Annotated in this window: 19 protein-coding genes; 13 read left to right on the forward strand and 6 right to left on the reverse strand. The window is 70.8% G+C overall.

Annotated elements, in window-relative coordinates; genetic code table 11:
* The first annotated feature begins 2 nt into the window (after positions 1 to 2).
* Complete coding sequence (locus ACYVGD_RS04410; RefSeq protein ID WP_460741775.1) at positions 3 to 638, forward strand: aminodeoxychorismate/anthranilate synthase component II; 636 nt, start codon at positions 3 to 5, stop codon at positions 636 to 638.
* A gap of 22 nt (positions 639 to 660) precedes the next feature.
* Here ACYVGD_RS04410 and ACYVGD_RS04415 read toward each other — a convergent pair whose 3' ends face one another.
* Positions 661 to 1,386 (reverse strand): DUF881 domain-containing protein, encoded by a 726-nt coding sequence (locus ACYVGD_RS04415; protein WP_460741776.1) that lies wholly within the window; start codon positions 1,384 to 1,386, stop codon positions 661 to 663.
* 76 nt (positions 1,387 to 1,462) lie between these two features.
* Between ACYVGD_RS04415 and ACYVGD_RS04420 the strand changes: the two genes are divergently transcribed.
* The gene (locus ACYVGD_RS04420) at positions 1,463 to 1,750 is read left to right on the forward strand and encodes a cell division protein CrgA (protein ID WP_460741777.1); all 288 of its coding nucleotides are present in this window, start codon (positions 1,463 to 1,465) and stop codon (positions 1,748 to 1,750) included.
* 19 nt (positions 1,751 to 1,769) lie between these two features.
* On the opposite strand, the gene ACYVGD_RS04425 is transcribed toward ACYVGD_RS04420, so the two are convergent.
* Entirely contained in the window at positions 1,770 to 3,821 is a 2,052-nt protein-coding gene (locus tag ACYVGD_RS04425) for an Hsp70 family protein (protein ID WP_460741778.1), read from the reverse strand.
* 67 nt (positions 3,822 to 3,888) lie between these two features.
* On the opposite strand from ACYVGD_RS04425, the gene ACYVGD_RS04430 reads away from it, so the two are divergent.
* The 5 genes from ACYVGD_RS04430 (at position 3,889) to ACYVGD_RS04450 (ending at position 8,432) form a co-directional block, all read left to right on the forward strand.
* A complete protein-coding gene (locus ACYVGD_RS04430) occupies positions 3,889 to 5,517 on the forward strand; it encodes a GTPase (RefSeq protein ID WP_460741779.1) in 1,629 nt (542 codons plus the stop codon).
* A 124-nt stretch (positions 5,518 to 5,641) separates the two neighbouring features.
* Positions 5,642 to 6,088 carry a hypothetical protein gene (locus tag ACYVGD_RS04435; RefSeq protein ID WP_460741780.1) on the forward strand — a complete coding sequence of 149 codons (447 nt, stop codon included), beginning with the start codon at positions 5,642 to 5,644 and terminating at the stop codon, positions 6,086 to 6,088.
* A gap of 6 nt (positions 6,089 to 6,094) precedes the next feature.
* Entirely contained in the window at positions 6,095 to 6,499 is a 405-nt protein-coding gene (locus ACYVGD_RS04440; RefSeq protein WP_460741781.1) for a hypothetical protein, read from the forward strand.
* Entirely contained in the window at positions 6,496 to 7,875 is a 1,380-nt protein-coding gene (locus ACYVGD_RS04445) for a dynamin family protein (protein WP_460741782.1), read from the forward strand. Before ACYVGD_RS04440 ends, ACYVGD_RS04445 begins: the two co-directional genes overlap by 4 nt.
* 17 nt (positions 7,876 to 7,892) lie before the next feature.
* Positions 7,893 to 8,432: an RNA polymerase sigma factor gene (locus ACYVGD_RS04450; protein WP_460741783.1), complete on the forward strand. Its 540-nt coding sequence runs from the start codon at positions 7,893 to 7,895 to the stop codon at positions 8,430 to 8,432.
* A gap of 228 nt (positions 8,433 to 8,660) precedes the next feature.
* Here the strand turns inward: ACYVGD_RS04450 and lysS are convergent, their stop codons facing one another.
* On the reverse strand, positions 8,661 to 10,127 hold the full coding sequence (gene lysS, locus ACYVGD_RS04455) for a lysine--tRNA ligase (protein WP_460741825.1): 1,467 nt from the start codon (positions 10,125 to 10,127) through the stop codon (positions 8,661 to 8,663).
* A 167-nt stretch (positions 10,128 to 10,294) separates the two neighbouring features.
* On the opposite strand from lysS, the gene ACYVGD_RS04460 reads away from it, so the two are divergent.
* A complete protein-coding gene (locus tag ACYVGD_RS04460; protein ID WP_460741784.1) occupies positions 10,295 to 11,344 on the forward strand; it encodes a YbjQ family protein in 1,050 nt (349 codons plus the stop codon).
* A 69-nt stretch (positions 11,345 to 11,413) separates the two neighbouring features.
* On the opposite strand, the gene ACYVGD_RS04465 is transcribed toward ACYVGD_RS04460, so the two are convergent.
* On the reverse strand, positions 11,414 to 12,073 hold the full coding sequence (locus ACYVGD_RS04465) for an HAD-IA family hydrolase (RefSeq protein WP_460741785.1): 660 nt from the start codon (positions 12,071 to 12,073) through the stop codon (positions 11,414 to 11,416).
* A gap of 166 nt (positions 12,074 to 12,239) precedes the next feature.
* Here ACYVGD_RS04465 and ACYVGD_RS04470 point away from each other — a divergent pair, with 166 nt between their 5' ends.
* From ACYVGD_RS04470 to ACYVGD_RS04480, 3 genes are read left to right on the forward strand one after another with little or no spacing between them, the layout of a single operon-like run.
* Entirely contained in the window at positions 12,240 to 12,857 is a 618-nt protein-coding gene (locus ACYVGD_RS04470) for a TetR/AcrR family transcriptional regulator (protein ID WP_460741786.1), read from the forward strand.
* Complete coding sequence (locus tag ACYVGD_RS04475; RefSeq protein ID WP_460741787.1) at positions 12,851 to 14,584, forward strand: ABC transporter ATP-binding protein; 1,734 nt, start codon at positions 12,851 to 12,853, stop codon at positions 14,582 to 14,584. The genes ACYVGD_RS04470 and ACYVGD_RS04475 overlap by 7 nt, the downstream gene beginning before the upstream one ends.
* A complete protein-coding gene (locus ACYVGD_RS04480; protein ID WP_460741788.1) occupies positions 14,581 to 16,551 on the forward strand; it encodes an ABC transporter ATP-binding protein in 1,971 nt (656 codons plus the stop codon). Before ACYVGD_RS04475 ends, ACYVGD_RS04480 begins: the two co-directional genes overlap by 4 nt.
* A 242-nt stretch (positions 16,552 to 16,793) precedes the next feature.
* Here the strand turns inward: ACYVGD_RS04480 and ACYVGD_RS04485 are convergent, their stop codons facing one another.
* Together ACYVGD_RS04485 and ACYVGD_RS04490 are read right to left on the reverse strand one after the other, a co-directional pair.
* Entirely contained in the window at positions 16,794 to 19,064 is a 2,271-nt protein-coding gene (locus ACYVGD_RS04485) for a glycoside hydrolase family 3 C-terminal domain-containing protein (protein WP_460741789.1), read from the reverse strand.
* Positions 19,065 to 19,138: 74 nt separating this feature from the next.
* Positions 19,139 to 19,477 carry a BlaI/MecI/CopY family transcriptional regulator gene (locus ACYVGD_RS04490; RefSeq protein ID WP_460741790.1) on the reverse strand — a complete coding sequence of 113 codons (339 nt, stop codon included), beginning with the start codon at positions 19,475 to 19,477 and terminating at the stop codon, positions 19,139 to 19,141.
* Positions 19,478 to 19,588: 111 nt separating this feature from the next.
* On the opposite strand from ACYVGD_RS04490, the gene ACYVGD_RS04495 reads away from it, so the two are divergent.
* Both ACYVGD_RS04495 and cydB read left to right on the forward strand, forming a co-directional pair.
* Entirely contained in the window at positions 19,589 to 21,097 is a 1,509-nt protein-coding gene (locus tag ACYVGD_RS04495) for a cytochrome ubiquinol oxidase subunit I (RefSeq protein WP_460741791.1), read from the forward strand.
* Positions 21,098 to 21,111: 14 nt separating this feature from the next.
* Entirely contained in the window at positions 21,112 to 22,152 is a 1,041-nt protein-coding gene (cydB, locus tag ACYVGD_RS04500; RefSeq protein ID WP_460741792.1) for a cytochrome d ubiquinol oxidase subunit II, read from the forward strand.
* Positions 22,153 to 22,169 lie beyond the last annotated feature (17 nt).

A 22,169-nucleotide genomic window follows, 5' to 3' on the forward strand; every position in this document is an offset into this window, starting at 1 on the left:
CCATGACGCGCATCCTTGTCGTGGACAACTACGACTCGTTCGTGTTCAACCTCGTCCACTACCTCGCCCAGCTCGGCGCCGAGGTCGAGGTACGCCGCAACGACGACGTCGGCCCGCTCGACGCCCTGCCCGAGGTGTTCGACGGGGTGCTGCTGTCCCCCGGTCCCGGCACGCCCGAGGACGCCGGCGTGTGCGTCGAGCTGGTGCGTACGCTCGGCGGGCGCGTACCAATCTTCGGCGTGTGCCTCGGCCTGCAGTCGATCGCCGTCGCGTACGGGGGCGTGGTGGGCCGCGCGCCAGAGCTGCTGCATGGCAAGACCTCACCGGTGGCCCACGACGGCCGCGGCGTGCTCGCCGGGCTGCCGGACCCGTTCACCGCGACGCGCTACCACTCGCTGGCCATCACGGAGCTGCCGGCGGCGCTGGAGGTCTCGGCCACGGCGGGGGCCGACGTGATCATGGCCGTACGCCACCGCGAGCTACCCGTCGAGGCTGTCCAGTTCCACCCGGAGTCGGTGCTGACGCAGGGTGGTCACCGGATGCTCGCCAACTGGCTGGTGGCCTGCGGGTCGGCCGAGGCCCTTGTCCGGCTGGCCGAGCTGCCGCCGGACCCGTTCGCCGCCGTCGCCGGCCGTTGAACCGGTCGCCGGCATCGGCGGCTCAGCCGAGCGGCCTGGCGTGCTGGAGGCCGGCGGGGCCGACGTACTCGGGCAGGGTCACCTCCGCCTCGGTGCGCTGGTTGTAGCCCAGGTGGTAGGTGTCGACGTACTGCCGGTAGATCCGCACGAACTCTGACCTGTTGAGTCCCTGCTCGAGGCGGGCGGGGTCGCCGATGGCGCTGATGACGTAGGGCGGGGCGTACGGCGTGCCGTGGAGGACGACGGTGTTGCCGACACACTTGATGCCCGTGGTTGAGACGACACGCTGGCCCTGGATGGTCATGGCCTCGGCGCCGCTGGCCCACAGCACGTTGACGATGGCCTGGATGTCCTGCTGGTGGACGACCAGGAGGTCCTGGTCGATGCCGGGGACGGTGACCGAGCTGGGCGCGTCCGACAGCGTGACGGTGACCGCGGGCCCCTTCACCGCGGCCATCGACGCGTCCATGGTGCGGCGGTCCAGCTCCTGCTTCAGCGCGGGGTCGACCACCGAGTCGCCGGCGAGCCGGTCGATCTCGGCACGCAGCTCGGCGCTGCGCCGCGACAGCGCCGCGTTGGCCGCCGATCGCGAGCGGACGAGGTCGACGAGGTCGGTGTTACGGCCGGGCCGCAGGTCGGTGCCGCGCGCGTTGACCGCCGACACGCTGATCATCAGCCCGATGGCGACGCACGCCAGCGTGGTGAGGATGCGACCGCGTACGCCCCGCGAGCCTTCTGGCCTACCCACGCGTACCTCCCTCCGTCGCTGCGTGTGCCTTATGGTCTCCCACCGACTACGCTAACGCCGAACCGGAGGAGGAGCGTTGCCCGAATCGAAGACGCGCAAGCAGGCCGAGGCCAAGAAGAAGGTCGAGCGCCACAAGGACGAGGTCGCGACCCGACGCGAGAAGTCGAAGACGGTCGCACCCGGATCCCGCCGTTGGGTCCCGCCGACGTTCATCACCGTCGGCCTCCTTGGTGTCGCGTGGCTGGTCGTCTACTACATCGCCGGCGTCGACGTGCCGTTCATGAACAAGCTCGGCAACTGGAACATCCTCATCGGCATGGGCCTGATGGCCTCGAGCTTCGGGATCGCCACGCTCTGGAAGTGAGCGACCGGGCCGCGGCGGGTCACCTCCCGATGCGGTTGTGGGTCTCCCAGTACTTGTAGAGCTCCGGGTTGACCTTCTCGACGCTCAGGTCGTCCCAGTAATTGGCGACGACGGGCTTGCCGCGCTGATACCACGCGACACGGTTGGCCAGGCATCCCACCAGGCCGGTGCGTCCCTCGGTGGCATATTCGCTCATCCCCTCCGCGGGGCACCTCCCGGCGTCCCTGCGCATGCCCTCGAGCTCACGCGCGGCCGCGGCCTCGTCGCGGTACAGCTCGTAGTCGACACTCCTGACCACCGGCGAGTCGAACTGCATCTCGTGGCAGGAGGCCGAGAGCACGGGGCTGATGGAGAGGTCTGCGCCCGCGAACGCGTCGGTGAACGAGCACTGCGACAGGTCGGCGGTCACGAGCTGGCGGAGCTTGGTGCGGTTCGCCTGCTGATCGGGCGTGAGCGGGGCCGTGGATCCCGACGACTCGCTGGTCGTCTCGTCAGTCGGCGTGGGCACCGGGTTGAGCACGACACCCGGCGAGGTCTGTTCCGTCTTGGGCTCGGCGCCCGGCCGGAGGGCGAGCGCAGTGACCAGCCCGGCGACGACGAGGGCGACCACGACGGCGGGGATCCACAGCTTGGCGCGCCCCTTCGGCGCGGGTGCCTCCTCGCGCACGCTGGCCGCGGCGGACGACGTCGCGGCCTGGTCTGCGGGTCGGCCCCAACCCCGGGGCGGATCGGTCTGAGGTGTCTGCGTCGCCTGCGGGGCCCGTGCGTCGGCGGATGCGGCCTGCCACGGGTCGTGCGAGGGGGTTGCCGCTGGCCAGGGCGCGTCGGCGGCGGACGGGACGGACGCGGCGGAGCGTGCCGATCCACCGGTCGGCGGGGTCTGCGGTGGCACGGGCCGCGGGGCGTACGCGGCTGCTCCCCCGGCCACTGCTCCCCCGGCCGTTGCTCCCTTGGCGGGCGCCAGCGGATGGCGGGACGTGTTCCTCGTGGTCGGCTGGTCGACAGCGGCATCCTCGGCGGCGACGTGGTGCAGCGCTCCGAGGACCGTCACGGTCTTGGGGTCGTGCCGCATCAGCGGCGGGCGGCCGAACAGCGACGTCAGCGCCTCGTGGACCATGCGCAGGCGCGACGAGCCACCGGTCAGGTAGACCTCCTGCAGCTCCCCGACGGGCACGCCGGACTTCGCCGCGACGTCGCGGACGAGCGCCACGACCTGGTCGACCAGCGGCGCGGTCAGCTCGCGGAGCCCCTCGGCGGTGAGCGTCACCGACGCGCTGCCCGCCGGGTCCTGCACGCGGATGGTGGCGTGCTCGTAGTCGGCGAGGTGGTGCTTGGCGCCGCGTACCTGCTCGCGCAGCGCGAGCATCGAGGCGCCGGTCCGGGCGGCCATGAGTGAGTCGACCAACGCGGTCTCGCCGCGCCCGCGGAGCTCGTCGAGGACGTGGCGGACGATCGCGGCGTCGACGTGGTTGCCGCCGACCGGGGCGCCCCCGGCGGCCAGGACGACGTTCTCGGCCCCCGTGCGCAGGACCGCGACGTCGCTGGTGCCGCCGCCCAGGTCCACGACCGCCACGCGGCCCCGGTCGGGGCGGTCGACGCCGTACAGCGTGGCGGCGGCCACGGGCTCGGAGACGATCCGCACCGGGCACGGCACGACCGCGCGCGCCGCCGCTTCGAGCTGGGCGCGGCGGTAGTCCTGCCAGTCCTCCGGGCAGGTCATCACCAGCAGGCGCGGCGTACCCCCGCCGGCGACCTCCGAGGCGCGGGCGACCACGCGGCGCAGCACGGCCACGACGAGGTCGACGACGTCGACCTGACGCTCGCCGAACCACCACGAGCCCTCGCCCAGGTGGTTCTTCGGATTCGCGAGGAACAGCTCGGGGCTGTCGAGGGACTGCCGCACCGCCGCCTGGCCCACATACGTCGTCGGCCCGTCGACGAGCACGGCCGACGGCATCTGCTCGGCCTCGTCCGACAACCGCACGACGCGCGGGGCCGCCTCACCGTCCACCCAGACGGCGGCAGCGGTGTTCGACGTCCCGTAGTCCACGCCCAGGACCCACTCGGCCACGTAAGATCCCCTTCCAGCGCCCCGGGATGGGGCTGCCCACACTCTAGGTGTTGGAGGCGGCAAACCGATGGGTCTGAGACTCACCAAGGACCAGGCACTGGCCTACCAAGGCACGCAGAAGCTCCTGCGCGACCACGACCGCGGCCAGCTCGCGACCTGGCTCGACCGGGCCCTCGACACCCCGCCGGGGCGCGTCGTCGTCGTCGGCGAGCCCGGTCGCGGCCGCAGCACGCTCGTCGCCGCCCTCGCGGGCACCGAGCCGGCCGCCCCCGGCACCGAGGAGTACGCCGAGGTCACCGTCGTCGAGGGCCGCCCGCTCGCCGGCGTCCACCTCGTCGACACCCCGGGGGCCGGGCTGGACTCCGCCACGACCGACCGCGCCGTGCAGGCGGCCATGACGGCCTCGGCGCTCGTGTTCGTCACCGATGCCGGCGCGCCCCTCAGCCGGCCCGAGCTCGACTTCCTCGAGCGCACCAGCCAGCGAGTCGCCCGCGTCGTCGTGGTCGTCGCGCGCACCGACCGCTACCCGCAGACCTGGCGTACCGTCCTCGAGGAGGACCGCCGCCTGCTCGCCGCGCACGCCCCACGCTTCGCCGACGCCCCCGTCGTCGCCGTCGCCGCCTCGCTCCTGCTGGAGGCCCGCCGCACCGACGACGCCACCGCCGACCTGCTGCTCGAGGCCTCCGGCGTCTCCGACCTCACCGCTGCGCTCGACGCCGCCGTCGCCGACGGCGAGATGGCCCCCTTCCGCAACTACCTGCGCGGCGCCGAGGGTGCGCTCACGATGGTCCTCGACGAGCTGGAGGGCGAGGCCGAGGTCGGTGACCTGGCCCGCGACGAGCTGGAGGCCCGCCGCGTCGAGCTCGAGCAGCGCCAGGACGCGGCCGGCCGCTGGGCCCACGAGCTCCAGCGCGACCTGGCCCGCGTACGCCAGGGCCTGGCCCGGTGTGCCGGCGACCGGCTCGACGCCTACGTCGACGAGCAGAAGCGCGCCATCGGCTCCGCCGACCGCATGTGGTCGGGCAAGCAGCAGCAGCGCTGGAGCGGAGAGCTGTCCAGCGCCCTGGCGACGATCGCCACCGACCTCGCCCGCGGGTTCACCGACGACCTCACCGCCACCGTCACCGCCGCCGTCGCCGAGGCGGAGGCCGACATCGACCGGCTCATGGGTGGGCTCGCCGAATACCGGGCCGAGGCCGACTCGGTGCTCGCCGCGCCGCGCTCGCAGTCGTCGGTGCTCGACCCATCGCTCATCGGGTCGCTCGTGCTCGGCGCGGGTCTGGCCGGGCAGGCCGCCACCGCCGCAGGCGTCGCCGCCGCGGGCGTGTTCTCCCCCATCGGCCTGGTCGTCGGCGGGACGCTGCTCGCGGTCAACATCGGCTTCCGCGGCGCCCGGCAGAACAAGCAACAGCTCGTCGACGTGCTGATGGAGTCGAGCCGACGCGTGCGCAGCGACGTCCTCGCGTACGCCGACGGCGTCCTCACCGAGGTCGGCGCCGAGGTCCGGATCCTGCTCACCGCCCACAACCGCCGTGCGCTCGCCGCCGTCAACGCCGAGCTGCGCGCGCTCGAGGCCGACAGCCGGCGCGAGGACGAGGCGGCGGCGAGGCGCCGGCGTAGGCGGGACGAGAAGCTCGAGGCCGTACGCACCCAGCTGGAGGCCGTGCGCGCGGCCGCCGACGGGCTGAAGGGATGATGGGCCGGCCGGGGGATGATGGTGCCAAAAAATGTCGGGACGCGACGGAACATCCGCGGCCGACCGCGTACTCCTACATGTACGAACGGCGCAGAGGGCGCCCCCGAGGAAGGACCAGCCAGCCATGACCGATCTGCCGATGGACGACAGCACCGACTACGACGCCCCGCTCGACGACACGACGACCGAGGACACGACTGACCCGACCACGGACTACACCGGCGGCCTGCCGGTCAGCGAGCAGACCGACGAGTACGGCAACACCGTCACCGCCTACGACCTCGACAGCGACGGCCGCTACGACAACATCGAGATCGAGGCCCCGAGCGGCACCAAGGTCGAGCTGGCCGACTCCGACACCGACGGCGGCATCGACCGAGTCAGCCGCGACGAGGACGGCGACGGCAACACCGACCTCATGATCGTCGATAACCCCGACGGCACCTACGATGTCTCGCGCGACAGCGACGACGACGGTTCGTTCGACCAGCACCGCACCATGACGCGCAGCGAGATGGACGCGGTCGACCCGACCGTGACCGAGTGGATGGACAAGGACATGCCGAGGTGATCTCCCGTGACTGACCGGTTCGACGACCAGCAGGACTGGTTGGCCGACATGCCGGAGGCGGCCTGGGCCAGGGCGGTCGAATTCGCCCTGGACCCGGGCTCGACGCCCCACGACGACCTCGTCCCCGACACCCGGGACGGGGTCGACACCGGGGATGACGGCATGTTCGACCTCGATGCGCTGCGGGCGGGCGACGCCGACCACGCGGCCCAGACCGACCAGGCGTACGCCACCGAGGGCGCACCCACGGCCGACGGCGTCACCGACCACGCCAACGACCAGCCCGAGGTCGCGGACGCCGACCAGGACGATCCGTTCGCCGACTCATTCGACCACGTCGCCGAACACACCTCCGACCCCGGCCTCGACGACAGCCCCCTCCTCGACGACGACGCGGACTGGCAGGTGTGAACGACCTCGACCACGCGCTGGCCAGCCTCGCCCAGCACCTGGCCGCCCACCTCGATCCCGCGCGCGCCCCCCGGGCGCGTGCGGTGGCGACCGCGCTCGCCGAGCCCCCTCGGGTCGCGGTCGTGGGCCGGGTCAGCTCCGGCAAGTCGACGCTGGTCAACGCTCTCATCGGCCGTGAGATCGCCCCCACCGCGGCGGGTGAGTCCACCCGCGTGGTCACCCACTACCGCTACGGCGCGCCCGACCGCGCCGAGCTCGTCCTCGACGACGGGACCGTCCGCTTCGTCCCCTTCGTCGACCGTCGTGTGCCCGACGACCTCGGTGTCGACCCAGCCCGCGTACGCCGCCTGGAGGTCCACCTGCAGGCCGGCGCGCTGCGCGACCTCGTCCTCATCGACACCCCGGGCCTCGCGTCCCTCGACAACGACGGGACGGCCACCCGAGCCTCCGTCCTCGGATCGGTCGAGGCGGGCGGTGCCGCCGACGCGCTGTTGTTCCTGTTCCGCGACACCGAGCAGGGCGACGACCTCGCCTTCCTGTCGGAATTCCGCGAGGCGGGCGGCTCCTTCGACGTTCGCGGCCTCAATTCGATCGGCGTCCTCGCCCGCGCCGACGAGGCCGGTGGGGACGACCCGCTGGCCGCCTCGGCCGCACGTGCCCGCGCTCTCTCCGCCGCCCGCCGTCGCGAGGTGGCCGCGGTCGTGCCGGTGGCCGCGCTACTCGCCAGCGCCGTCCGCGCCGGTCGTGTCGACGACGCCTTCACCCGTGACGTGGCGTCCCTCGCCTCCGCCGACGCCGTCCGCCTGCGCCTGGCCGACCGGCTCGGCGCCCCCGAGGGGGTCGACGCCGACGCGTTCACCCGCGTCCAGGCCACGCTGGGCGCATACGCCACCCTCGCCGGCCGCCACCGCGCCTCCGACGCCGTCGAGCTGATGTCGTGGCTCGAGGAGACATCGGGCGTACGCGAGCTCGAGCGCGTGCTGCGCGCCGAGGTGCTCCCACCGCTGCGGCTGATCCGCGCGGGCCGCGCCCTCGACGACCTCGCCGCGCTGGTCGCCGGCATGCCGCTGGCGGGCGACGTGGAACGCCTCCGCCTCGACCCGGTGACCCAGCCGTTGCGCGAGCTGCAGGCCCTGCAGGGTCTGCGCGTCGATGACCCCTCGTCCGAGCTCGTCCCCGTCCTGGAGGCCCTCGTCCGCCACGACTCGCCGGCGCAGCGCCTCGGGCTTCCGGCGGAGGCCTCGGCCGGCCGCGTACGCGAGACCGCTCGACGCCTCGCCCAACACGCGAAGTCGCTCGCCACGCTGTCGTTCTCACCGCCCGAGGCATCGGCAGCCCTCGTCGTTGTACGCTCGGCCCAATTGCTCAGCGCCTGATCCGACGGGGGACCCGCATGGACCGAACAGTGGAGGCAGAGCTCCTCGACCGCGCCCGCGGGGGTGACGGAGAGGCTTTCCGTGAGCTCGTCGAGAGCTACCGCACGCGGGTGTGGTCGATCTGCCTGCGCACGACGGGCAACCACGCCGATGCCGAGGACGCCTTCTCCGAGGCGCTGCTGGCCGCCTGGCGCAACCTCGACAAGTTCCGCGGCGAGTCCGCCTTCGGGTCGTGGCTCTATCGCATCGCCTCGAACGCGGCGCTCATGATCATCCGTCGCCGCAAGGAGCAGTCGATGGACATGGACGAGTACGCCGAGCGCCACGAGGGCGTGTCCGACGCGATGGACATGGCCGACCAGGTGATCGAGAACGACCGCCTCCAGAAGGCCATCAACAACCTGCCGCTGAAGCTGCGCGCGGCGCTGGTGCTGCGCGAGATCGCCGACTGCACCTACGAGGACATCGCCGCCCAGCTCGACATCCCGGTCCAGACGGTGAAGTCACGCCTCAACCGGGCCCGGGCCCAGCTCCGCGAGGAGCTCACGACGGCCTGACCGGAACCCGCGGGCGGGGAGGTTCGCCAGAGACAGATCCGGGGATCGCGACGAGGCTCGTCCCGTGTCCGTAGGCGCGGTGATGCGCGGCATGGCGTACCGGGATCTGGTCGATGGGCGGGCGCTGAGCAGCCCCGCCCGGCGCCCAAAGGGTGTTTCCTTGTGCACAAGGTGGGGTTCGGGGCGGAGCCCCGCGCGAGGGTTCGGGGTACGCAGGGCACGCCCGCGTCAGGACAGGGGCTTGAGCAGCGGGAAGAGGATCGTCTCGCGAATGCCGACGCCGGTGAACAGCATCACCAGCCGGTCGATGCCCAGCCCGAGGCCGCCCATCGGCGGGGCGCCGAACTCCAGCGCGGCGAGGAAGTCCTCGTCGAGCTGCATGGCCTCAGGATCACCGGCGGCCGCCGCGAGCGACTGCTCGACGAGCACCTCGCGCTGGATGACGGGGTCGATGAGCTCCGAGAAGCCCGTGCCTCGCTCCATGCCGCCGATGATCAGGTCCCACGCCTCGATCAGGCGCGGCTCGTCGGTCTGGCGGCGGGCCAGCGGCTGGGCCACGGCCGGGTAGTCGCACACGAACGTCGGCTGGACGAGGTCGGGCTCGACGAGCTCGCCGAACAGCTCCATGACCATCTTCTGGTCACCCCACTTGGGGTCGTGCTCGACCTCGTGGGCGTCGGCGATCTCGCGCAACCGCTCGACGGGGGTGTCGAGGGTGATCTCCTCGCCGAGCTTCTCGGACAGGCCCGGATAGACCGACAGCCAGCGCCACTCGCCGTCGAGGTCGATGGTCTGGTCACCGGCGGTCACCTGGCGCGAGCCGAGCACGTCGGCGGCGTCGACGATGATCTTCTGGATCAGCGCCGCGATCGTCTTCTGGTCACCCCAGGACTGATAGGCCTCCAGCATCGTGAACTCGGGCGCGTGCGACGAGTCGATGCCCTCGTTGCGGAAGATGCGGCCCATCTCGTAGACGCGGTCGGCGCCGCCGACCATGGCGCGCTTGAGGTAGAGCTCGAGCGCGATGCGCATCGTCATCGGCAGGTCGAACGCGTTGAGATGGGTGTTGAACGGGCGCGCCGCCGCACCACCGTGGATCAGCTGCAGCGTCGGGGTCTCGACCTCGAGATAGCCCTCTTCGTGGAGGGTCTCGCGGATGGAACGGGTGATCGCGGCACGCGTACGCACCATGTCGCGCGCCTCCTGGCGCACGGTCATGTCGGCGTAGCGCTGTCGTACGCGGGCCTCCTCGCTCATCTCGGAGTGGAGGTTCGGCATGGGGCGCAGCGCCTTGGACGCCATCTCCCAGCGCGACGCCATGACCGACAGCTCGCCGCGCCGCGACACGATCACGCGACCCTCGACGAACACGTGGTCACCGAGGTCGACATCAGCTTTCCACTCCGCGAGCGCCTCCTCGCCGACCTCGGCGAGCGACAGCATGACCTGCAGGCGTTCGCCCGGGCTGTCGGCGGTGAAGCCGTCCTGCAGCGTGGCGAAGCAGAGCTTGCCGGTGTTGCGGATGAACACGACACGGCCGGAGACGCCGACGACGTCCTGGGTCTCCTCACCGGTCTCGAGGTGGCCCCAGCCGGCTCGCACCTCGCGAAGGGCGTGCGTACGCCCCACCTTCACCGGGTAGGCCTGGCGGCCTTTGGAGAGCAGGCGGTCGCGCTTCTCGCGGCGGATCTGCATCTGCTCCGGGAGGTCGACTTCGGGGAGGCTGGGATCGCGCTGTTCAGTCACCCGCACAGACTATCCGCACGCCTGCGCCGCGTCGCATCTGCGAATTCGGCCAGGAATCCGCCGGGTGGTGGGACGGGCACTGCCCGGTGACCGGGGCTCCGGTTAGGCTGACCGGCATGAGCTACGGTCAGAACCCTTACGGTCAGAACCCCTACGGCGGCCAGCCCGGCCAGCAGCCCGGCGTATACGGCCAGCGGCCGTTCGGTCAGCCGCAGCCCGGCCAGTACGGGCAGCAGCCCGGTGGCTTCGGCCAGCCCGGTCAGCAGCCTGGTCAGTACGGCCAGCCCCAGCAGCCCGGCGGCTTCGGCCAGCCCGGACAGGGTCAGTCGGGTCAGCAGCCCGGTCAGGGCCAGCCCGGTCAATACGGCCAGCAGCCTGGCCAGCCCCAGTCGCAGCCGTCGGGCGAGGCGCCAAAGATCGCCGAGCACGCGGTCCGCGTCCACACCCTCGGCGACGACCCCGAGGAGTTCGTCGCCCAGTCCCTGGGTGAGGTCATCGGCGTCGCGATGCGTCCGCGCACCAACGACGTCAACGCTCAGGTCAGGGCCCGTCAGGAGGCCGTTGGCCGCATGGCCGAGATGGCCGAGTCGGCCGGTGCCGACGCCGTGATCGGCCTGCGCTTCGACTCCAACTCCGAAGAAGTCGTGGCGTACGGCACCGCCGTCGTCCTCGAGGACCTGGCCAGCGGTGTCGACGACGACGTCGTCGACGCCGAGGTCACCGACGAGGAGGTCATCCACACCTCGGGCGACGACGACTCCGCCTCGCCGAGCGACTCCACCTTGGGTCAGATCCAGGGCGACGAGTCGCCGCTGGACGACTCGACGTCGACCTCCTACGACGCCGAGGCCGAGTCGACCGACCAGGTGGGCCAGGACGACGACGAGGACGAGGAGGGCACGCGCCTCGCCCCGCGCCAGACCTTCGGCCAGACCAACCCTTACGCGCAGCCCGCGTCGTCCGAGCAGCCGAGCCCGTACGGCCAGCAGTCGCAGGGACAGCAGTTGCAGGGCGGCCGGCAGGGCCAGCCGGCCAACCCGTACGGCCAGAACCCGTACGGCGGTCAGCCCAGCCAATACGGCCAGAGCCCCTACGGTCAGTCCCAGGGCGGTCAGCAGGGCAACGAGGGCGGACAGTCGCAGGGCTGGCCCTTCTCCAACAGCTGATCCGACGAACGGTTCGGCCCGCGACCTCTCAGGTCGCGGGCCGTTGCTGTCTGCCGTCCTGCGTACTGGTCAGGCGGGGAGGACGCGTACGCCGTCCTCATCGCCGACGAGCCGCACGTCGGCGAGCGTGCCGATGACCGCGTCGGCCTCCAGCCGATCCCGGGGATTGGTCGTGGTGACGGCGAGCGTGGCGCAGCCGGCCGCGCGGGCACCCGCAAGGCCGGCGGGCGCGTCCTCGACGACCAAGCAGCGGGTGGGGTCGAAGCCGAGCCGTTCGGCGGCCAGCAGGAACGGGTCGGGAGCGGGCTTGCCGCGCTCGACGTCGTCAACGGTGACGACGACCTCGGGATGGGCGAACCCGCTCGCCTCGAGGCGGGCGTAGGCCAGGGGCCGCGTGCACGACGTGGCGATGGCGACGCGGTCGCCGGGCGGCCCGGAGACGGCTTGGGCCGCCCCGGGCAGGGGCACGACCCCGTCGGTGTCGGCGAGCTCGAGCTCGTTGACGCGGGCGAGCGATGCCGCGCGGCCCTCCTCGGGGATGAGGTCGGCAACGATGCTCGCGGCGGGTACGCCGTGGTAGCCGGCCATCTGCTCGGCGGTGATGCCGTGCTCCTGGGCCCAAGTCGTCCACGAGCGGACCACCGCCGGCGTGGAGTCGAGCAGGGTGCCGTCCATGTCGAAGATGACGGCGTCGAAGGTGCGGTCGGCGAGGCTGCCGAGCTGGTCCATGGGCTTTCCTCTCGCGGCGGTCACACCCGCCATTGTCGCACCGGGCCCGTCGCGTCCCTCCCCGGCCGTGAGCGCGTCCGGTTCCGGGCTCCCCTGAGCTCGTCCGGGCGCGGTCGGGGTTTCCCACGGGTTGATTGAGTGAGCACTCACTCACTAGCATGGGAGCATGTCTCCCAGAGCCACCCCGATGCCTCCCGAGGAACGCCGTCGCGCGATAATCGCCGCGGCGATGCCGCTGGTGCGCGAGCGCGGGTTCGACGTGTCCACCGCCGACGTCGCCGCCGCCGCGGGCATCGCGGAGGGCACGCTGTTCCGCGTCTTCCCCACCAAGGCCGACCTGCTGTCCGCGGTCGTCCATCAGGTGATGGACCCCGCCGATGACATCGCCCGGCTCGACGCGATCGACCGCACCCTGCCCCTGCCCACCCGCATCCGGCTGGTCGTCGATCAGTGGACCGAGCGCATCGATGACGTCAGCGTGATGATGGCCGCCATCCACACCTCCCACGCCGGCCGCGAGGCCGCGGGCGCCCACAAGAGCCACGACGCCGAGTCGATGGAGCGCCACCGCCGCCAGAGCCAGGAGCTCGACGCGGCCGTCGAGCGCGTCATCGCCCCCGACGCCGACGCGCTGCGCGTACCCGTCCACACCGCCGCCCTGTTCGTGCGGTCGGCCACGTTCGCCGCCACCCACCCGATGGTCAACCCCGGCGACCGCATCCGCGTCGACGACCTCGTCACCATGCTCGTTGCCGGCATCACCGCCCAGGAGACCCCGTGCTGACCCGACTCCTGCGCACTCACCTGCGTCCCTTCCGGGGCCTGCTCGTGGCCGTCGTCGTCCTCCAGACCGTCGGCACCATCGCCTCCCTCATGCTGCCCAGCCTCAACGCCGCGATCATCGACAGGGGCGTGGCGAAGGGCGACACCAGCTACATCTGGCGCACCGGCGCGATCATGCTGGGCGTCTCGCTGGTCCAGGGCGCCTGCGCGATCCTGGCCGTACGCCTGGGCGCCCGTGCCGCCATGTCGTTCGGCCGCGACGTGCGCGGGGCGCTGTTCCACCGCGTGCTGGCCTTCTCCAACCGGGAGCTCGGCGACTTCGGCGCCCCGTCGCTCGTCACCCGCACGACCAACGACGTCCAGCAGGTCCAGATGCTGGTTGTGATGAGCTGCACGATGCTCGTCACCGCGCCGATCACCATGGTCATCGGCGTGTTCATGGCCGTGCGCGAGGACGCCGGTCTCTCGTTGCTGCTGCTGGTCGCCGTCCCGCTGCTCGCCGTCTGCATCGGTCTGCTCGTCCGGCGGATGGGTCCCCTGTTCCGCGCCATGCAGGACCGCATCGACGCCGTGAACCGCATCGTGCGCGAGCAGATCACCGGCATCCGGGTGGTACGCGCCTTCGTGCGCGAGCCCTTCGAGACCGCCCGGTTCGACCGCGCGAACGCCGCCCTGACGCAGACCCAGACGTCCGTGGGACGCCTGATGGCCACGATGTTCCCCGTCGTGATGTTCATCCTGAACCTGTCGTCGGTCGCGGTGATCTGGTTCGGCGCCCACCGCATCGATGCCGGCCACATGCAGGTCGGCCAGCTGACCGCGTTCCTCACCTACCTCATGCAGATCCTGATGTCGGTGATGATGGCCAGCTTCATGATGGTGATGGTCCCCCGAGCCGCCGTCTGCGCCGAGCGCATCGGCGAGGTGCTCGACACGGAGTCGTCGGTGCTATCACCCGCGGACGGCGTGCGCGACGTGACCGCGTACGGGCGCGTCGAGCTGCGCGACGTCGAGTTCTCCTACCCCGGCGCCGAGGAGCCCGTGCTCCACGCGATCGACCTGGTCGCCGAGGCCGGGCGTACGACCGCGATCATCGGCTCGACCGGCTCGGGCAAGTCGACGCTGGTCAACCTCGTCCCGCGCCTGTTCGACGCGACCGCGGGGACGGTCCTGGTCGACGACGTCGACGTACGCGACCTCGACCCCGACGAGCTGTGGCGCCGCATAGGTCTGGTGCCGCAGAAGCCGTTCCTGTTCTCGGGCACGGTGGCGTCCAACCTGCGCTACGGCAAGCCGGACGCCACCGAAGACGAGCTGTGGGACGCGCTGCGCACCGCCCAGGCCGAGGACTTCGTGCGCGAGATGGAGGGGGGCCTGGACGCCGAGATCAGCCAGGGCGGCACGAACGTCTCCGGCGGCCAGCGCCAGCGCCTGGCGATCGCCCGTGCGCTGGTGAAGAAACCCGAGGTCTACCTGTTCGACGACTCGTTCTCGGCCCTCGACGTCGCCACCGACGCCCGCCTGCGGGCCGCGCTGGCCCGCGAGGTCACGGAGGCGACCGTCATCATCGTCGCCCAGCGCGTGTCGACCATCCGCGACGCCGAACAGATCGTCGTGCTCGACCACGGCCGGGTCGTCGGCCGCGGCACCCACGACGAGCTTCTCGGCTCGTGCCCCACCTACGTCGAGATCGTCGACTCCCAGCTGGGCGTGGAGGAAGCGGCATGAGCCAGACCACGAAGGCGCCCGAGCGCCCCAAGCACGGCCCCACGGGCAGAGGCGGCCCGCACAGCGCGCGCCCGGTCGAGAAGGCCATCAGCTTCGGTCCATCCCTGCGACGCCTCGTCGGCCACCTGCGACCTGAGCGCGTCGTTGTCGGCGCCGTCCTGGTGCTGGCCCTCATCGGCGTCGCCCTGTCGGTGTACGGGCCGAAGATCCTGGGCCGCGCCACCGACGTCGTCTTCACCGGCATCATGGGCCGCGCCCTCGGCACCCAGTTCCCGGGCCTGTCGAAGGATCAGGTCGTCGCCCTCCTCCGCAGCCAGGGCCAGACCACGTTGGGCGACCTCGTCGCCAACCAGGACATCGTCCCGGGCCGCGGCATCCAGTTCGACCACCTCGGCAAGGTGCTCCTGCTGGCGCTCGCGTTCTATGCGGCGTCCGCGCTGCTGCTGTGGTTGCAGGGCTACCTCGTCAACGGCGCCATCCAGCGCACGGTCTACCGCCTGCGCCGCGACGTCGAGGCCAAGCTCAACCGGCTGCCGCTGCGCTACTTCGACTCCACCCCGCGCGGCGAGCTGCTGTCGCGCGTCACCAACGACATCGACAACGTCTCCCAGACGCTGACCCAGACGCTCAACCAGCTGCTGACATCGCTGCTTCAGCTGGTCGGCGTACTCGTCATGATGTTCCTGATCTCACCGCTGCTGGCGCTCGTCGCGCTGGTGACGATCCCCGTCTCGATGGTCGTGATGGGCATCATCGGCAAGCGCTCCCAGAAGCTGTTCGCCGAGACGTGGAGGTCGACCGGCGAGCTCAACGCCCACATCGAGGAGGCCTACACCGGCCACTCGCTGGTCAAGGTGTTCGGACGCCAGAAGGAGGTCGAGCAGGTCTTCGCCGAGCGCAACGAACAGCTGTACGCCGCTTCGTTCGGCTCCCAGTTCGTCTCCGGCATCATCATGCCCACGATGATGTTCATCGGGAACCTCAACTATGTGATCATCGCCGTCATCGGCGGCCTGCGCGTGGCCAGTGGCACCATGACCGTCGGCGACGTCCAGGCGTTCATCCAGTACTCCCGCCAGTTCACCCAGCCGCTCACCCAGGTCGCCTCGATGGCGAACCTGCTGCAGTCGGGCGTCGCGTCGGCCGAGCGCGTGTTCGCCGTGCTCGACGAGCCCGAGGAGCGGCCCGAGACCGCGGCACCGCTCAACCCGACCCGGGGCCACGTGCGCTTCGAGCACGTCGACTTCGCCTACTCCCCCGACAAGCCGCTCATCACCGACCTGTCGCTCGACGTACGCCCCGGCGAGACCGTGGCCATCGTCGGCCCCACGGGCGCGGGCAAGACGACCCTGGTGAACCTCATCATGCGGTTCTACGAGCTCGACGCGGGCCGCATCACCCTCGACGACATCGACATCTCGTCGGTGCCGCGGTCGGCGCTTCGTCTCCAGATGGGCATGGTGCTGCAGGACACCTGGCTGTTCCACGGCACCATCCGCGACAACATCGCGTACGGCCGCCCCGACGCGACCGAGGACGACATCCTCGCGGCGGCGCGGGCCGCGTACGTCGACCGCTTCGTCCACCAGCTGCCCGAGGGCTACGACACGGTGATCGACGAGGAGGGCAACAACGTCTCCGCCGGCGAGAAACAGCTGATCACCATCGCCCGGGCGTTCGTCTCCGACCCGTCGCTGCTGATCCTCGACGAGGCGACGAGCTCGGTCGACACCCGCACCGAGGCGCTCGTGCAGAAGGCCATGGTCGCGCTGCGCGAGAGGCGTACGAGCTTCGTGATCGCCCACCGCCTCTCGACCATCCGCGACGCTGACCTCATCCTCGTGATGGAGAACGGCTCGATCGTCGAGCAGGGCTCCCACGCTGAGCTGCTGGCCGCCGAGGGGGCGTACTGGGCGCTCTACCAGGCCCAGTTCGCCGGCCCCGCCGACGGGCTCGACCAGACGTAGGGAACGGGGTCAGTACGCGGGAGCGTGGCGAGGGAGCCAGGGCGCGAAGATCGGCAAGCTGCAGACCGGCCAGAAGGGACGATCACCTGCCAGCCAGCGTGCCGCCAGCATCCAGGCCCCACGGACATGGGCGTCCGGGTGACCGCTCCACCACCGCCACCCCAATGATCAAGGGCCTGAGCGCATACGGCGTCCAGGGCGTACGCCGGGGCAGCGTCCGGAAGCTCGACGTGCATCCGGGCTCAGCGGCCTTCCCGCCGCACCTCCTCGAGCAGGCGCGCCACGTCGCCGGCGGTGAGCGGTGCCTTCGGCTGGGTCACGGCGCGGCGCAGCGGGAAGTCACCTATCAGCATGAGCATCTCGGCGTTGCCGAGCAGGCCGGGCAGATCTCCACCCGGTGCCACGTCGAGAGCCCGCTCGATCGCCGCACGCCCGGCCGGGTGTGCCAACCACTCGTTGATCGACGACTCCTCGTCGAGGTCGACGGGCGCCAGATCCGATGCGACGTCGAACGGCGTGCCGAGCCCGCCGGCGGACACCGCGTACAGGCCCGGCTCCACGACGAACCTGTGGTGGGGCGTCGACCAGTACGCGAGGGCCCGCTCGGTCAGGTCGAACGTGACGGTGGCCGTCTCGCCCGAGGCGATCTCGACCTTGTCGAACGCCCGCAGCTCGCGGCGCGGGCGCTTCACGGCTGAGCCGGCTGGCGGGTGCACGAACAGCTGGACGACCTCCTTGCCGACCCTGTCGCCGGTGTTGGTGACATCCACCTCGACGTGGACGCGCAGGTCGCCGGCCGCCACCGACCCGGAGATCTCGACGCGCGGCTCGGCGTACGCGAAGGTCGTGTAGGACAGGCCGTGGCCAAACGCGTACGCCACCTCGCGGCCGGTCGCCTCGAAGCCGCGGTGACCGACGAAGACGTCCTCGGAGTAGGCGCTGTGACCGGCCTCACCGGGGAAGCTGAGGTGGCTCGGGTGGTGCTCGAGGCGGTGCGGGATCGTCTCGGCGAGACGCCCGGAGGGGTTGACCGCACCGGTGAGCACGTCGCGTACGGCGGCACCGGACTCCTGGCCGGCGAGGCCGCAGTCGACGACCGCGCGGGCGCGGTCCCACGGCATGGTGACGACGCCACCCTTGCTGAGCACGACGACCACCGCGGGATTCGCTGCGGCGACGGCCTCGAGACAGGCGAGCTGGTCGGCGGGCAGGTCGAGGTGGGGGCGGTCGAAGCCCTCGGACTCCTCAGCGGCGGTCAGTCCCAGCATCATCACGACGACGTCAGCGGCGCGGGCGACGGCGACGGCCTCGTCGCGCAGGCGCCGCTCCTCGTCGGCCGCGTCGCCGAGCGCCTCGTCGCCGCGCCCGAAGCCCGGGGCGTACGCGACGTCGCGGCCGACCTCGGCGAACGCGTCGAGCAGCGAGGTGGCATACGCGGCGTTCACGCGTGAGCTTCCGTCGCCCTGAAAGCGCGGCTTCTCGGCGAACCGGCCGATGACGGCGACCTGCGCGTCGGGCGCGAGCGGGAGGATGCCGTCGTTCTCGACGAGCACGAGCGACTCGGTGGCGGCCCGGCGGGCGATCTCGCGGTGGCCGGCGAGGAGCGTGGCCTCGGCGTCGGCCTCGCGGGCGACCCCGCCGGTGGGCCCGGCCGCGACGCCCTTGGCCACGAGCTCGAGGACGCGACGCACGGCGGTGTCGAGAACGGCCTCGTCGAGCTCCCCGGAGCGCACGGCGGCGGCGACGGCGGCGGGCGAACGCTCCAGGTCCGGCGGCATCTCGAGGTCGAGGCCGGCCTCGAGCGCTGGTACGCGGCCGTCGACCGCGCCCCAGTCGGAGACGACCAGGCCGTCGAAGCCCCACTCGTCGCGCAGGACCTCGGTCAGCAGCCAGTGGTTGCGGGAGGCCGGGACGCCGTTGACGCGGTTGTAGGAGCACATGACCGTCCAGGGCTGGGCGGCGGTGACGACGCGCTCGAACGCGGGGAGGTAGATCTCGCGCAACGCCCGCTCGGAGACGTCGGCGGAGACGCGGGCGCGGTCGGTCTCCTGGTTGTTGGCGGCGAAGTGCTTCAGCGAGGTCCCGATGCCGGCCGACTGGATGCCGCGGACGAGGCCGAGACCCATCTCACCGGAGAGGTGGGGGTCCTCGGAGAAATACTCGAAGTTGCGTCCGCACAGGGGTGAGCGCTTGATGTTGACCCCCGGGCCGAGCACGACCGAGACCCCGAGCGAGCGGGCCTCGGCGCCGATCGCGGCGCCGACCTCGTGGAGGAGCGAAGGGTCCCAGGAGGCAGCGAGGGTCACGGCGGTCGGGAAGCACGTGGCGGGCTCGGCGCCTCCGAGCCCCTCGACCTCGCCGAGCTGCGTACGCATGCCGTGCGGCCCGTCGGAGACCATCACCGCCGGGATCCCGAGGCGCTCGACCGGCACGGTGCGCCACATGTCGGAGCCGCTCACCAGCGCGGCCTTCTCGTCGAGCGTGAGCTCGGTCAGCAGAACGTCGACGTCCATGACCCCCACTCAACCATGCGGTCAGGACGGGGCGTACACCGGCCCGCGGGCCAGGTGGTCAGGTGCGCGGGAAGTCAGGTGCGCAGGAACTCGCGGTCGGCCGGGTCGAGCCGCCCCACCACCTCGGTGAGGACGTCGCGGCGCTCCCCGGGGGTGCCCTCCAGCAGCTCGAGGATCTCGTCGGCGATCAGGGCCGCGCGGGAGTGGGCCGGGACGTAGAGCCACTGGCGTCCGTCGCGCTCGCGAGCGACGATGCCCTTCTTGGCCAGCCGGTCGAGGACGGTCATCACCGTGGTGTACGCCAAGTCCCGCGACGTCGTGAGCACGTCGTGGACGTCGCGTACCGACCGAGGCCCCGGGGCGTGCCACAGCACCTCCATGACCTTCTGCTCGAGGTCGCCCAGGATCGCCATGGCTCCGATCCTAGACCTGCTACTACACGATCCGTAGATGGCCCCGGTCACACCCATCACGATTGCATGACGCAGTCACCTTATTACGACACCATGTAGTAACTTGCGGGTATGAGTTCGGAGACCATTGCCCGCTGGCAATTCGGCATCACGACGGTTTACCACTTCCTGTTCGTGCCGATCACGCTAGCGATGTCGTTCCTCGTGGCCATCCTGCAGACGATGTGGGTACGCACGGGCAACGAGCACTACCTGCGCCTGACCAAGTTCTACGGCAAGCTGTTCCTGATCAACTTCGCCATGGGCGTCGTCACCGGCATCGTGCAGGAGTTCCAGTTCGGCATGAACTGGTCCGACTACTCGCGATTCGTCGGAGACATCTTCGGTGCGCCCCTCGCGCTCGAGGCCCTGCTGGCGTTCTTTCTGGAGTCGACGTTCCTCGGCCTGTGGATCTTTGGCTGGGACCGCCTGAACAAGAAGCTCCACCTCGCCACGATCTGGCTCGCCGCCATCGGCACCAACCTCTCGGCCGTTTTCATCCTCGCGGCCAACTCGTGGATGCAGAACCCGGTCGGGTGGCAATACAACGCCGCCACCAACCGTGCCGAGCTGACCGATTTCGGCGCCGTCCTGACCAACCCCGTCTTCCTGGTGACGTTCCCCCACCAGATGACCGCGGCCTGGATGACCGCCGGTGCGCTGATGGCGGCCATCGCCGGCTGGCACCTGCACCGCATCAACCGCAACCGCACCGCCGACGTCGCCACCGAGGCCGACGTCGAGGGTGGCTCGACGGCCGCCGGCTTCGGCCGCGACGAGCACGCCCACCGCTCCGCGCTGAAGCTCGGCGCCTGGGCGATGCTCATCGCCTCGCTCGGCGTCATGATCACCGGTGACCTGCAGGGCAAAGTGATGACCGAGGTCCAGCCCATGAAGATGGCTGCCGCCGAGGCCCTCTACGAGACCGAGCAGCCAGCACCTTTCTCGGTGTTCACTGTCGGCTCGCTCGACGGCAAGGAGAAGGTCTGGGCCCTGGAGGTCCCGACACTCCTGTCGTTCCTCGCCCACGGCAACTTCACCGGCGAGGTCGAGGGCATCAACCCGATCAACCAGCGCTACAAGGCGGAGTTCGAGCCGAAGCTCACCCAGCTGTACGGCAAGGAGATCGCCACGAAGATGACGACCTACACGCCCAACATCCCGGTGACCTACTGGTCGTTCAGACTGATGATGGGTCTCGGCTTCCTTGGCATGGCCATCGCCGCGCTCGCCCTGCTCGGGCTGCGCAACGGCAAGATCTTCTCGGGCGGCTGGTTCAAGTGGGCCATGATCGTCTTCCCGCTGGCACCGCTGTTCGCGAACTCGTTCGGCTGGATCTTCACCGAGATGGGCCGCCAGCCCTGGATCGTGTTCGGCGTCATGCCGACCTCGGCCGGCGTCTCGCCCGGCGTCTCCGCCGGCATGGTGCTGTTCTCGCTGATCCTGTTCACGCTGGTCTACGGCGCGCTCGCCGTCGTCGAGATCGGCCTGCTGCTGAAGTACATCAAGCTGGGCCTGCCCGAGGTCGAGGAACCCAAGGTCCTCGAAGACGACGACGCCCCCCTCTCCTTCGCGTACTGAGTGAGGTAACACAAATGCTCACCAACATCTGGTTCCTGCTCATCGCCGTCCTTTGGATCGGCTACTTCGTCCTGGAGGGCTTCGACTTCGGCGTCGGCATGCTCAACATGATCCTCGGCCGCAAGGAGGAGGACCGTCGCGTGATGATCAACACCATCGGCCCGGTCTGGGACGGCAACGAGGTCTGGCTGCTCACCGCCGGTGGCGCCACCTTCGCCGCCTTCCCCGAGTGGTACGCCACCCTCTTCTCCGGCCTGTACCTGCCACTGTTCCTCGTGCTCTTGGCGCTCATCGTCCGCGGTGTCGCCTTCGAGTACCGCCACAAGCGCGAAAGCGCCGGCTGGCGCAGCGGCTGGGACTGGTGCATCTTCCTCGGCTCGTTCATCCCGGCCCTGGTGCTGGGCGTCGGCTTCGCGAACTTCGTGTCGGGCATGCCGATCGTCAAGATGGAGGGTCGCCGCTGGGTCATGGAGACCTCCGTCGGCAACTTCCTCGGCCTGTTCATGCCGTTCGCCCTCATCGGCGGCCTGCTGTTCGTCGCGCTGTTCCTGTTCCACGGCGCGGTCTACATCTCGCTGAAGACCAAGGGCGACATCCGTGAGCGCAGCCGCGACTTCGCGGGCAAGGTCGGCCTGGCCGCCGTCGGCCTGATGGCCGTCTTCACCGTCTGGCAGTCCGTCGCGTACGGCAAGGGCATCAACTGGCTGACCACCGCGGTGGCCGTCGTCTGCCTCACCGGCGCCTGGTTCATGAACGGCAAGGGCCGCGAGGGCATCGCCTTCGTCCTCAGCTGCGCGGCCATTCTCGCGCTGATCGCAGGTGACTTCATCTCGATGTTCCCCAACGCGATCACCGCCACCGATGTCGCCAACAACATGCCGCTGACCGAGGCGACGTCGTCGCCCTACACGCTGAGGATCATGACGATCGCCGCGTGCGTCTTCGTGCCGATCGTGCTCGCGTACCAGTCCTGGACGTTCTGGGTCTTCCGCAAGCGCATCTCCACCAAGAACCTGCCCGCCGAAGAGGTCTCCTTCGAGGCCACCCAAGCATGACGGGTTCCCCCAGTCAG

The organism is Mariniluteicoccus endophyticus (assembly GCF_054780035.1).